Here is a 12,850-nt window from a genome sequence, read left to right as displayed (position 1 = left end):
CCTCGTGCTTGGCGATGCGTGGGAGCGCGCGTACGGCGATCTCGAGTGGCGAGGTTGGACGCCCGATCGCGTGATGCCGTGGTACTGCGCCACGTTCGACGGATCGCTCACGCACGCATACGGCGTGAGGACCGGCGCGAGTTCGTTCTGCTTTTGGCAGATCGATCCGCAGGGCATGAGGCTGTGGGCGGACGTGCGAAGCGGCGGAGTCGGTGTTCAGCTCGACGACCGCACGCTCGACGTGTGCGACGTGGTGTGTCGTGCCGGCCACGACGGCGAGTCGTCGTTCGCGACGCTCCACGCATTTTGCCACCAGATGTGCCCTCCCGCGCTCCCTCCCCCTCCCTCGCTCCCTACCATTCCCCGAGCGGCCCGGCTCCCGCGCTTTCCTTTGTACGGAAGCAACGATTGGTACTGGGCGTATGGAAGGAACACCGCCGAAACCGTGCGCGCGGACGCCGCGCACGTCGTCGAATTGTCCCCAGCCGGCGAGAATCGGCCGTTCGTCGTGATCGACGATGGATGGCAGCCGGGGCGCGGCGCGGACAAGTCGGGCACCGGCACATGGGACCACGGCAACGAAAAATTCGGCGACATGGCCGCTCTCGCGGCGGACATTCGTCGAGCCGGTGCGAAGCCGGGCATCTGGATTCGTCCGCTTCAGGCGCCGTCCAGTGTACCGGATGCATGGCGGCTGTCACGAGACCGTGCGATGCTCGACCCCACCGTGCCCGAGGTTCGACAGAAGGTCGTCGACGACCTGTCTCGAATCCGAACGTGGGGCTTCGATCTAATCAAGCACGACTACAGCACCTACGACATCTTCGGCCGCTGGGGATTTCAGATGGGCGCGGCGATGACGCGCGACGGCTGGTCGTTCGCGTCGGGCTCGTCGCGGACCACCGCGGAGGTGATCAACGACCTCTACTCGGCGCTTCGAACCGGAGCCGGTGACGCTCTCGTCATCGGATGCAACACGGTGAGCCACCTCTCCGCGGGCGTGTTCGAGATCTGTCGCATCGGCGACGACACGAGCGGGACAGAGTGGGCTCGCACGCGAAAGATGGGCGTGAACACGCTCGCGTTTCGCGGTGCACAACACGGCGCGTTCTACGTCGCGGACGCCGACTGCGTCGGTGTGACGAACGCGGTGCCGTGGGCGATGAATCGCCAGTGGCTCGACCTGTTGTCGCGAAGCGGAACGATGCTCTTCGTCTCGCTCGCGCCGGACGCTCTCGGTGCGGAGCAGCGGCGCGATCTCACGGCGGCGTTGGCGCGCGCCGCCTCACCGCAGCCGCTCGGCGAACCGGTGGACTGGCAACGGAGCGTTTATCCGTCGCGCTGGCGGTTGGAGGGACGCGAGGTCACCTATGATTGGGTTGGGGCCGATGGCGCGGGCCCGCCATAGATTGAGAGCGGTCGCATTGAGGATTGGGTTCGTGAGCGGTGCCTCGTTCGGTGCAGTCGTGGCCGCGATTTCGATTACTGCGAGACTCCACGGGCAGTCGCCGCGTCCCGACTCGTTGCGACTGGTGGTCGTCAGCGGAGTGACGTGCCACAGCCTGCCCGATCCTGCCTCACCGGTCGCCCAACGCTATCACATCGGCGATGTCGTCGGGGCGTCCAAGTCGACGAAGGGACTCGGGGGGCGCGCGTGGTACTTCGATTCGTGGCGGGTCATGGGCATCTCGCCGACGTGCTGGGTGCCAGCGAACGTCACGGTTCCATTCGATCGCCAACACCCGGAGCCAGGGTTCGCGGGGGTGGCGCAATACGTTCTCGCTCGCGATACCGCGTCGTTCGAGACACTCGTCGACGCGGAAAACTTTCTCCTGGAGCCGAACCACTACGGCGGCGGCGCCGGCCAGTCCCCGCTCGCCACGTCAGGGCTCCTGCAATTCAGACGGCTGCAATTGATCGAACGAGCTGCGATGCGCGTCGACGCGCATTCGCTCGAGGATGCGCCGGTCAAACGCGCGTGGGTGATCGCCCACCGTGACTTTCTGTACTTCTACGAGCCGGACGCAATGTGGTTCGTCGCGAACGAACGATATTGGAAGCTGTACGATGCCAACCGGACAGCGCCCTGGAGCGATGAGCTTGCGGCCTACGCGTCGCAGCGAGTCCCGCCGAGCGACGAGTGCGGTTCGGACTGCTTTCTCTCGATGATCAGGGAAGGGCCGCAGCAGTACTGGACACGACTGCCCAACGGGCCATCGATCGGCAGAGCGCTCACGCGCGCGCTCGAGCTCGCGGACCATGCCATCGAGGCGGTTGACGAGGAAGCGCCGACCCGCGCGGCGATCGATACCGTGCGATCCTCACTGGGGCTCGTCGGCGCACCTGAGAAGCTTGCGTTGCTCGACCGGCTCGCGCGGCTCGATCGGGCGGTCAAACGATAGAACGCGGCGTCCGCTTCGCACCTCCCCCCCCACCACTGTTCGAGCTTGGAGAATGTCATGACATCGTCGATCCGCCGCGCCGCCGTCGTTTGTTCGATTTTTACGGCCGTCCTATGGTCGGCGCCGTCGCTCCTCGCCCAGGCCGCGAAGCGCCCGCTGCGCGTCGGCGACTTGTACCGCCTCCGCAACATCGGCGCGCCCGAGCTTTCGCCCGACGGGCAATGGGTCGCGTACACCGTGACGACCCTCGACTCGGCCAAAGACAAATCGAACACCGACGTTTGGATGGCGAGTTGGGACGGCACGCAGGCGATTCAGCTGACGTCGTCGCCCGACGCCGAGACGACTCCGCGATGGAGTCCGGACGGGAAGTATCTGTCGTTCCTCTCGTCGCGCGAAGGCGGCAAGGGTTCGCAGCTCTGGCTGCTCGACCGGCGCGGCGGCGAAGCGCAGCGTGTGACGGAGCTCAAGGACGGGATCGACGAATACGCGTGGGCGCCGGACAGCAAGCGCATCGCGATCATCATGCGGCCGTCGCTCGACACCGCCGACTCGGCCGGTTCGAAGCCGAAGCCGATCGTCATCGACCGGTACCACTTCAAGGACGACGACAACGGATACCTCGACTCGACTCGCGCGCACTTGTACGTGTTTGATCTGACCGAAAAGAAGGCGACGCTGATCACGCCGGGGATGTTCGAGGAATCGCGACCGGCGTGGTCGCCCGACGGCAAGTCGATCGCGTTCGTCAGCACGCGTCCGCAGGCGGCGGACCCGGATCGTACGAACAACTCGGACGTCTTCGTCGTCGAAGCGCGCGCCGGCGCGACGCCGAAACGCCTCACGACGTTCGAAGGACCCGACGAGGGTCCATTGTCGTGGAGCCCGGACGGCCGATCGATCGCCTATCTGCAAGGGAGTGAGCCGAAGTTCTACGCGTACGACGAGCAGCGGCTCGCGGTGGTGGACGCGAACGGCGGAGCGCCGCGCATTCTCACCGCCGCGCTCGACCGGCCGATCTCGTCGGCGCGTTTCAGCGAGGACGGAAAGTCGATCGTGTTCCTGTACACGGACGACCGCGTTCAACTCGTCGGTCGCGTCGCGACGAGCGGCGGCGCGACTCAGCCGCTGATGTCGGGCCGCCGCGTCGCGAGCGGACTATCGCTCGGCAAGGACGGCCGCATCGCGGTGCTGGCGGGGACGGCGACGCAGCCGGGAGAAATCTTCGCGCTCGAGAACGGATCGCTGCGACAGCTCTCGCACCACAACGACGCCTGGCTCGCCGAGGTACAGCTCGCGACGACCGAAGACGTTTCGTTCAAGACGAAAGACGGCAACGAAGCGCACGGCCTGCTCGTCAAGCCCGCCGGATTCGTGCAGGGAACGAAGTATCCGATGCTACTGCGGATTCACGGCGGCCCGGCGGGGCAGGACCAGCATTCGTTTTTCTTCGAGCGCGAGTTGTTCGCGGCAAACGGCTATGTCGTGTTGAACGTCAACTATCGCGGCAGCAACGGCCGTGGCGAGGCGTACCAGCGCGCGATCTACGCCGACTGGGGAAACAAGGAAGTCGTCGACCTGCTGGCCGGCGTCGACTACGTCGTGGCGTCCGGCATCGCCGATCCCCAGCGGCTTGGCATCGGCGGCTGGAGTTACGGCGGCATCCTCACGGATTACACCTCGGCGACGACGACGCGGTTCAAGGCGGCGATCTCGGGCGCGGGCAGCGCGCTCCAGACGTCGATGTACGGCGTCGACGAATACGTCTTTCAATACGACACCGAGCTCGGGCCGCCGTGGAAGTCGCAGGACCTCTGGATCAAGCTCTCGTATCCGTTCTTCCACGCCGATCGAATCACGACCCCGACGCTGTACATGGGCGGCGACAAGGACTTCAACGTTCCTGTCGTCGGCGGCGAACAGATGTATCAAGCGCTCCGGTCGCTTGGCGTGCCGACGCAGCTCGTCATCTATCCGGATCAACATCACGGGTTGACCCGACCGAGCTTTCTGTACGACCGGTTGTCACGATACGTGGCTTGGTATGACAAGTTCCTAAAGCCGGCACCGGTTCAGGCGGGCGTCGTGCATCCGTGACCGTGGCTGCCGGCGGCTCGTCGTAGAGGGATATGTCCGCAGATCGGGAACGCGAGCAACTCGACGCCCGCCTGGTTCGGGTGGAGCGGGCGCTCGACGCGATCACGAGGGAAGTGGCGGCGATCCGGGCCGCGCTCGGCGCCGCCCGGTCCGCGCCCGCGCCGGCGCCCCAATCGAAAGAGCCCGTTCCGCGAGCCGCCTTCCTGGCCGGCTTGGGCGTGCGCGTCGACGCGCCGAACGAGGGCGCGTCGCGGAGAGCGCGACCCGCGTCTCCTGGAGCGGCGGCGGAGCAACTCGATCTCGAGAGCCTGGTCGGCCGATACGGGATGCTCGCCATTGCTGTCATCGCCGCCGCCTTGGCGGTGGGAACGTTCCTGAGCTGGGCCATCAACAAGGGATACCTCACGCTCCCGCCGGGCGCGCGCGTGATCGTCGCGCTGGTCTTCGCGGCGGGTATCGGCGCGTGGGGACTCCATATTCGAAAGCGTGAGCGGCCGTTCGGGTCGAGCATGGTCGGACTCGCGCTCGTCATCGTATTGATCTGCGGCTACGCGGCCGGATCGTGGCTGCGTCTCGTGCCGCCGTGGGTGGCCTTCGCCGGATGCATCGGCGTGTCGTGGGGGCTCGCGTTGTTCGCCCACGCCGAACAGGACGAGCCGCTCTGGTGTGTCGCCTTCGGCGGCGCCGCGATCGCGCCGTTCGTGACGAGCAGCGACGAGGGCAACTTCTTCGCGCTCGTCGGTTATGGCGCGTTCCTGCTCTTCGCGGCGTCGTTCGCGATCAGCCACCGCGCGTGGCCGGTGGCGTGGCGCATCTTCTACGTAGTGTCCGGGTTTTACGCCATCACGGCCATGGTGATGGGGCGGGACCACGGACCGCCCGGATTCTACACGGCGTTCGCGTTTCCCATGGTCATCGCGCTCGTCGGCGTGCTGCCGTTCGCGCCGGTTTCGCGGAAGCGCGCCGCGTTGCGATGGTTCGCGATCCTCACGGTCGTCGCCGGCTTCTTCGCGCTTCCGCCCCATGGAGCACAGGCCCTCGGCGTGACCTGGCGGATCAGTGCCGCGTTATTCGGCGCGGCGATGCTCTGGCTCGTCCTGGCCGACCGACTGGACGCGACGAAGCAATCCAGTCTGCTTGCCACCAATACCGGCAACGTGTCGGCACTCGACTGGATCGACGTCGGCATTCTTCCGCTGATTCTGTGTTTCCAGGCGTCGAGCACGGTCGGGCCGCTCGCGTCGCCGGCGCTCGTCGAGGGTGTCGGCGCGGCGATGCTGCTGTTGTTCGCGTTTCGTAGGCCGATTGGACCCGCTCGCGACGCCGCCGCGGCCGCGTGCGCGATTCTCACGGCGACGGCGGTCTTTCAGTTGCACCTCGAGGAGCCGACCGGCCTCCTGCTCGCGATGCTCGCCATCGGCATCGCCGCCTTCATCGTCAACAAAGCGCGGCCCAGCGCGTCGTGGATCGCCACAGCCGTCGTGGTGACCGTGATCGCCGCGTCCATCAGTCTGCTCGCGCTGGCTATGCGACCTTCGTACACATACACGCCGTTCACTGGTGAGCCGACGCTCACCGCGGCGTGGGTGACGCTCTTCCTCGTTCTCGTTTCGCGTTTTCGCGGATGGATCGCCGACTCGGCGAAACCGCTGGTCGCGGAACGACCCGATCAAGTCGCCTCGGCCGACGTCTCGTTCATGCGGCGGTTCGCGCGCCTTGCGCCGTGGGTTTGGGCTTTTCTCTGGGTTCTCATCGAGCTGGGCAAGGCGTTCAGCCGCAGCACGTCGACGCTGTTCCTCGTCATCTACTTCGCGGCGACCGCGATCGCCGCGGTCGCGGTGGGACACATTCGCCGTTCGCCGGAGCTTCGCCAGCTGGGTCTCGCGCTCGCGCTCCTTGCCGCGGCGACGGCGGTGTACGGGGCGACGACCTACTTCGACGTCGGCGCGCGCGTCCTCGCGTATCTGGTCACCAGCGCGTTCCTGCTCGGGATCGCCTATTGGTACCGACGCCGCCCCTCAGAATCCACCGCTTGATCCGAGCAGGGCACCGTTCAGGATTCTCGAAGGGCGACGATCGGCGGGACTCGCGTGGCGCGCCGAGCCGGAACCAGCGCGGCGACGACCGCGCTCACGATCAGCACGGAGACGGCGACGACGATCGAGCTCGGGTCCGCCGTTCCGACGCCGTGCAGCTGCGACTTGAGGAGGCGCGTCATCGCCATCGCCAGCGGCAGCCCCACGACGAGCCCCGACACGACGAGCGTGAGCGCGTTCGTCAACACGAGACGCATGACGTCGGCGCGCTGCGCGCCGAGCGCCGTGCGCAGGCCCATTTCGCGGGAGCGTCGCGCGACCGAGTAGCTCATCACGCCGTACAGACCGATGGCGGCCAACGCCAGCGCGAGCAGACCGAACGCGGTGGCGAGACGCGTGAGCAGGATCTCCTGCCTGATCTGGGTCGTGATCAAGCTGGGAAGCGGGTCGATTCCGTCGATGGGCAGCGACGCGTCGACCGCGACGATCGCCTTGCGAATCTGATCGACCAGCGCGGAAGGATCGCCCGCCGTGCGGACCGCGAGGCGCAGCGCCCCCGGATTTCCGAGCTGACTGGAGCTGGTGTCGCTATGGACGTAGGGGAAGTACATCCGACGGTCGACCGTGCCCGTCAGACGATGGTCCCGTGCATCGGCGATCACGCCGACGATTTGCACCGCGATCGAGTCCGAGAAGCGGATGATCTTGCCGATGGCGTCCTGATGAGGAAAGTAGAAATCGGCGAGTCCGCGCGTCACGACGGCTACCCGCGCGGGTTTGTTCTCGTCGCTGGAGACCAGATCGCGACCGGCGAGCAACCGCGCGCCGATCGCCCGCGCATACCCGGCGCCGACGTTGTCGTAGGCGATCATCGAGTCTTCGGGGGTGCGTGCGGTGAACCCGGCGACCTCGATCGACGTGTGCGAGTCGCTTCCGGAAAAGATCCCGTTCTCGGAGAAAGTCGCGTCCGTGACGCCCGGGATCCCCGCCACACGATCTCGTAACGCGTGGGCCAGATTGTAGAGCGGCGTGCCGACGTATCCGCGGGCGTTGATGTCCAAATCGACGATCACGAGGTGATCTCGATCGAAGCCGACGTCGACCGACTGAAGATTTCGGAGGCTGCGAACGAGAATGGACGCGCCTACCAGCAACACGACGGACAGCGACACCTGACCGACGATCAGCAGGCTCCCGAGCGGCCGCCGGCGGTGGCGAAGCCCGAGCGCCGAACCCGTGACGGCTTGCGCGCCGACGCGCATCGACGTCGCCAGATCGATTCGAGTCGCGTGAAGCGCGGGCGCCAGCCCGAAGATTCCAACGGCGAGCACAGACACCGCGAGCGTGAACGCGAGCACCGTTGGACTGAGACCATTTCCCACTACGCTGGTCGCTCCTCCGCCGGCCGCGAGCGTGATCAGCCACCGGCTCGCGACGCGCGCAAAGAGCAATCCGGCGCCGGCGCTGGCGAGCGCCAAGACGGCCGCCTCCGTAAGCAATTGGCGGACGAGCCGGCTTCGGTTCGCGCCGAGCGCCAGACGCACGGACATCTCACGCCCCCGGGCGATCGCTCGCGCGAGCAGAAGATTCGCGACGTTCGCGCAAATGATCCCGAGGAGCAGCGCCACGCCGATCATCAGCGTCAACAGCGGCGCCTCGAACGTCTCACGAACGCGAGAGAACCCTTTGGCTCCGGAGGACACGTACGTTTTCGGATGCGAGGCGGTGAAACTGGATCCGGGCTGCGCGTTGACGTTCGTGAGAATGCTCCGCGTGACAAGCGGACCCAACTCGCCTTGCGCCTGCGCTTCGGTGATTCCGGGCTTGAGCCGGCCCAGAAGCAACAGCCAGCTCGTGAACGGATCCCGCAGGATCGAGGAATGCGGGCGCATCACGTCGTGCATCCCCAGCGGGATCCAGACGTCCGGGCGCTGCTCGACGATCTCGCCCGTGAACTCCGGCAGCGCCACGCCGACGATGGTGAACCGAACGTCGTCGATCGTGAGGCCCTGCCCGACGACGGCGCGGTCGCCATGGAAACGACGCTGCCAATATCCATAACTGATCGTGAGCGGCGCGGCGCCGCTCGTGACGGAATCGGCGCTCGCGTCGAACACGCGGCCGGCCGCGGCCGTCACGCCGAGCACCGAGAAGTAGTTGCCCGACACGAATCGGCCGCGCGGATGTTCGAGTTCTCCGCGGCCAATCCGGACGTCGAGTCGGTCCGTCTTTCCGGATGCCAACACGCCGCTGAAGACGGTGTTGTTGTCGCGCACGGCTCGATACACAGGCGCGGAGAGCAAGTCGGTGCGCGGCGAACCCGTCGAGTACGAGTTGACACGAGTCGGATCGCCGACCGCGATGAGCTGTTCGGCGTGCGGCACGGGGAGACCGCGCACGAACACGGCGTCGATCATCCCGAAGATCGCGGTGTTGGCGCCGATGCCGATCGCCAACGCGCCGACCACGAGGGTCGTGAACCCGACGTTTCTGCCGAGCGTTCGCAGCGTGAACACCAGATCCTGCTTCACATCGCCGATGAGGTTCGCGCGTCGCATCGACTGCTCCCGTTGTTCGTCCATCGTCACGCAGGACCGCTTCACTGATTCGAGGTCGCCGAACTGCCGCTCCGCTTCGCGGCGCGCCGCCTCGGGCGGCATGCCGTCGGCCACGAGTCGCTGGATGCGTGACTCGAGATGAAAGGCCAGCTCCTCGTCGACGTCGTGCGCGAGGCGGGCGCGGTTCGCGGGAAGTCGGAACACTCGGCGCATGGCCGTCAGACCGTTTCAGGCGACACGGCGGCAACGGCGCGCCCGACGGCGCGCGCGTATCGCTCCCAGGACGTCACCTGCGCGCGCAATTGCGCGCGCCCGGTGCGCGTGAGCTGGTAGTACTTGGCGCGCCGGTTGTTGTCGGAGTAGCCCCACTCGCCTGAGAGCCAACCGTTCTTCTCCAGCCGGTGCAGCGCGGTGTAGAGCGGCCCTTCTTCGACGAGCAGCTCCCCCTCCGTCACCGCCTTGACCCACTCCGCCACCGCGTAGCCGTGGCGCGGCCCCCACATCAGCGCCTTCAAGACGAGAAGGTCGAGCGTCCCTTTGACCAGCCCGCCATCCGAATCGAGCATCTCCGCAACCCCTCTGTGTTAGAGGGGAGGATACCGTCGGGGATTGCGGCCCGCAAGCGAGAGTCGTCCACCCGCCCCTGACGAGTGATGAACCCGCCGTCACGCCTTGCGGCCGGGCCTTTCGTCGTCTCCTGTCGCCGTCAGGCGCTGCGCAGCGCGTCCATCGGCGAGATGGACAGCGCGCGCCTCGCCCCGAGATACGTGGTCGTGATGGCGACTAAGAGGACCAGGGCCGTCACCGCGCCAAGGACGACGACGTCCAACGCCGGCACGCCGAAAAGAAAGGCCGCGAACACGCGACCGACGCCGATCGCGGCCGCTAGACCGACGACGACGCCGAGCAGCGCCGGCATGAGCCCATGCGATCCGACCGCGGCGAGGACCTTCCGCGGACCGGCGCCGAGGACGATCCGCAATCCGATCTCGTGGACGCGATCGCCGATCACCTGGGTAATGATCGCGAAAACGCCGATCGCCGAGAGCAACAATGCGACGACGGCGAACGCCGCGAGAATCGTCGCCTGGTACGTGACGCGGGTCCACGAATCACCGGCGTGCTCCTCCAGCGTGCGCGCGTCGAAAATCGCCAGCTCGGGGTTCGCGCGCTGTACGGCGCGGCGCAAATCGGCGATCAATCCCCGCGGGTCGCCGCGCGTCCGCACGAGCACGGTGCGACTCGCGTACGTGAACTGCGCGTACGGCGTGTAGAAGTCCGCTTGCACAGGATGGTCGTCGAGTGGCTGATACGCGACGTCGCCGACGATGCCCACGATCGTCGCCGCGGAGTCGGGGCGGTCGAAGTTGCTTCCGCCGCCGAACCACACGCGTCGGCCGATCGGATCTTCGTCCGGCCAAAATCGCCTTGCCGCGGTTTCGTTGATGACCGCGACACGTTCGCTTCCGGCGCGGTCGGCGTCCGTGAATGTACGACCGCGCAGGAGAGGAGCACCGAGCACGCGAAAGTGTTCCGGGCCGACGTAGTGGCGCAGCACGAACGGAGCGGCGTCGCGGCTCGCCCACGGACGGCCATCAATGAAGAGGCTGGTGCTCGCGCACCCGGTGCTGAGCGGCGCGCATCCATCCACCGAGGCCGCGTCGACACCGGGCAGCCGGCGCACCTCGTCGAGGATGTGCGTGATGAGCGGCGGCGCCTTAGGCGCCGGATACTTCACGTCCGACGGACGAATCGTGAACGCGATGAGGTTGTGGCGATCGAAACCCACATTCGTGTTCGCGAGCGCGCGCAGGCTGGCCGCGAAGAGCCCGCCGGCGGCGAGCAACACGAGCGCAAGCGCCGTCTCGGCGCCGACGAGAACGTGGCGCAGCCGCATGCTCCGCGGCCCGACGACGCCGCGGCCGCCTCCCGAGTCGTTCAGCGCGGTCGTGAGATCGACGCGCGTGGATTGGATCGCCGGGAGAAGGCCGAACAGCAATACCGTCAACGCGCACAATCCAAGCGAAAACGCCAGCACTCGGTCGTCGACACGAGGCGCCGCGAATTCGCCGACGGCGCCGTAGAAATTCCGGCCGCGAAAGGCCGCCGCCGGCACGCCCGCGTGAGCCGTCAACGGCCACGCGAGCGCGATTCCAATCGCCGCTCCGCCGAGCGCGATCAGCGACGACTCGGCCAACAGTTGCCGAATGATGCGCCAGCGACTCGCGCCGAGGGCGGCCTGAAGCGCGACGTCGCGCCTCCGCGTGGCGGCCCGTCCGAGCAAAAGGCCGGCGACGTTCGCGCAGGCGAGCAGCAGCAGGCATGCCGCGCCGCCGAGCAAGAGCAGCAGCGGACGGCGCGTCGACGGATCGATCCGTGCGTCGTTCATCGTCAGGGCCGTCGCCGCGACGACGTCATCGGGTCGTTGGTCGCGTAACGGACGGAAGCGGCCGATCTGCGGGCCGAGCACCGCCAGTTCCGCGATCGCGCTCGGCATCGAGCCTCCCGCTCGCAGACGACCGACGACGCTGATGAAACTCTGATTGCTCACCAAGTAGTCCGCGTACGTCGCGCGAACCGCCATCGGCGCCGGCATCCAAAGCGAGGCGCGCCCCGAGAGTCCCTTGAAGCCAGACGGAAGAATGCCGATGATCGTGAGCTCGACTCCATTGAGCGAGATCTTTCGTCCGATCACGTCATCGCCGCCGAATCGGCTCTTCGACAAATCGGCTCCGAGCAAAACGACCGGCTCGGCGGTCGCCGCGTCGTCAGCCGATGCGTCGAACGAGCGGCCGGCGATGGGGCGGACGCCGAGGAGCGCGAAGTAGTCCGACGACACGAACTCGCCCTCGACCGGTTCGGCGTTGCCGCTCGTGAACGCCACGGTGGCTCCGCTGAAGCTCGCCACTCTCTCGAACGATCTCTGCGCCGCTGCCAGCGCGCGAAAGCGCGGCCACGACCAACGTTCGTTACGCGCCCATTCGCCGGAACGGGCTCGTGTCATGAACAGTACGGCCAAGTCCGAGGCGCGCTCGAAGGGCGGCGGGCGAAAGAGCGCGGCGTCCACGACGCTGAAGACGGTGGTCGCCGCCGCCGCGCCGAGTCCGATCGAGACGACTGCTGCCGCGGTGACGACGGGCGTGCGCCGCAGCGACCGAGCCGCTCGCCGGAGCTCGAGTCGAAGATCACGAAAGGCGTTCATTTGGGCAGCAACCGAATCGCACCCTTGAAGGTGCGGACGGTCATGTGCGCTTCGCCGGCGCCAAGACGAACGGTGAGCGTTTGCCCGCCGGCTGACGCGGGACGGATCTGGCGCAGCGAGTTCGGATCATCGCGGCGTAACGGTCCTCCACCTTGGATGAAGCCGGTCACCGTCGAGAGATCCAGCCTGCTCGATGCCGAGCGCGGTAGAAGCAGGTCGACGGTGCCGGCATGATCAGAGAAGTCGAATATGCTGCCGGGCACCGGATTCGCCTCGTACCGCAGGTTGCCCGTCACCGAGCTGAATCGGCCCCGTCGGATGGCCGGCGACTCTACGTCGAGCGGGCCGCTGACCGTCGACGCGTCGACGTCCTCGGGAGACCCGCGCACCGTCATGTGTCCGCGTCCGGTGCGCGCCTTCACGAGCATCGACGTGACGTCGAGGTCGATGTCGCCGGTGATCGACTCGGCCTCGACGTGCTCGGCGTCGCCGGCAAGACGAATCGCGCCGGACACCGAGTAGAACCATCCGCCGACGCCTTCGGCGGTGATCGTC

Annotated in this window: 8 protein-coding genes; 4 read left to right on the top strand and 4 right to left on the bottom strand. The window is 67.1% G+C overall.

Going from position 1 to position 12,850, the window contains the following annotated elements:
- The 4 genes from VGQ44_08450 to VGQ44_08435 form a co-directional block, all read left to right on the top strand.
- Window positions 1–1,408: hypothetical protein (locus VGQ44_08450; protein ID HEV8446837.1), on the top strand; the 1,408-nt coding region annotated here is incomplete at its 5' end.
- A gap of 58 nt (window positions 1,409–1,466) precedes the next feature.
- Window positions 1,467–2,402: a hypothetical protein gene (locus VGQ44_08445; protein HEV8446836.1), complete on the top strand. Its 936-nt coding sequence runs from the start codon at window positions 1,467–1,469 to the stop codon at window positions 2,400–2,402.
- 57 nt (window positions 2,403–2,459) lie between these two features.
- On the top strand, window positions 2,460–4,499 hold the full coding sequence (locus tag VGQ44_08440; GenBank protein ID HEV8446835.1) for a S9 family peptidase: 2,040 nt from the start codon (window positions 2,460–2,462) through the stop codon (window positions 4,497–4,499).
- Window positions 4,500–4,531: 32 nt separating this feature from the next.
- Window positions 4,532–6,535, top strand: coding sequence for a DUF2339 domain-containing protein (locus VGQ44_08435; protein HEV8446834.1), 2,004 nt, complete (start codon window positions 4,532–4,534; stop codon window positions 6,533–6,535).
- Window positions 6,536–6,552: 17 nt separating this feature from the next.
- Here VGQ44_08435 and VGQ44_08430 read toward each other — a convergent pair whose 3' ends face one another.
- From VGQ44_08430 to VGQ44_08415, 4 genes are all read right to left on the bottom strand, one after another.
- A complete protein-coding gene (locus tag VGQ44_08430; GenBank protein HEV8446833.1) occupies window positions 6,553–9,306 on the bottom strand; it encodes an ABC transporter permease in 2,754 nt (917 codons plus the stop codon).
- A 5-nt stretch (window positions 9,307–9,311) separates the two neighbouring features.
- Entirely contained in the window at window positions 9,312–9,659 is a 348-nt protein-coding gene (locus VGQ44_08425) for a PadR family transcriptional regulator (GenBank protein ID HEV8446832.1), read from the bottom strand.
- Window positions 9,660–9,799: 140 nt separating this feature from the next.
- Window positions 9,800–12,295: an ADOP family duplicated permease gene (locus VGQ44_08420; protein HEV8446831.1), complete on the bottom strand. Its 2,496-nt coding sequence runs from the start codon at window positions 12,293–12,295 to the stop codon at window positions 9,800–9,802.
- A partial coding sequence (locus VGQ44_08415) for a hypothetical protein (GenBank protein HEV8446830.1) occupies window positions 12,292–12,850 on the bottom strand: 559 nt, incomplete at its 5' end. The genes VGQ44_08415 and VGQ44_08420, both read right to left, overlap by 4 nt.

It is taken from the genome of Gemmatimonadaceae bacterium, from assembly GCA_036003045.1.
Taxonomy (GTDB): domain Bacteria; phylum Gemmatimonadota; class Gemmatimonadetes; order Gemmatimonadales; family Gemmatimonadaceae; genus JAQBQB01.
Note: the sequence above shows the minus strand (reverse complement) of the source record. Positions and strands in the feature narration are given on the sequence as shown.

Coding starts and splice junctions, on each gene's coding strand:
- VGQ44_08440 (HEV8446835.1), top strand. CDS start 2,460: ATGACATCGTCGATCCGCCGCGCCGCCGTCGTTTGTTCGATTTTTACG.
- VGQ44_08435 (HEV8446834.1), top strand. CDS start 4,532: ATGTCCGCAGATCGGGAACGCGAGCAACTCGACGCCCGCCTGGTTCGG.
- VGQ44_08430 (HEV8446833.1), bottom strand. CDS start 9,306: ATGCGCCGAGTGTTCCGACTTCCCGCGAACCGCGCCCGCCTCGCGCAC.
- VGQ44_08425 (HEV8446832.1), bottom strand. CDS start 9,659: ATGCTCGATTCGGATGGCGGGCTGGTCAAAGGGACGCTCGACCTTCTC.
- VGQ44_08420 (HEV8446831.1), bottom strand. CDS start 12,295: ATGAACGCCTTTCGTGATCTTCGACTCGAGCTCCGGCGAGCGGCTCGG.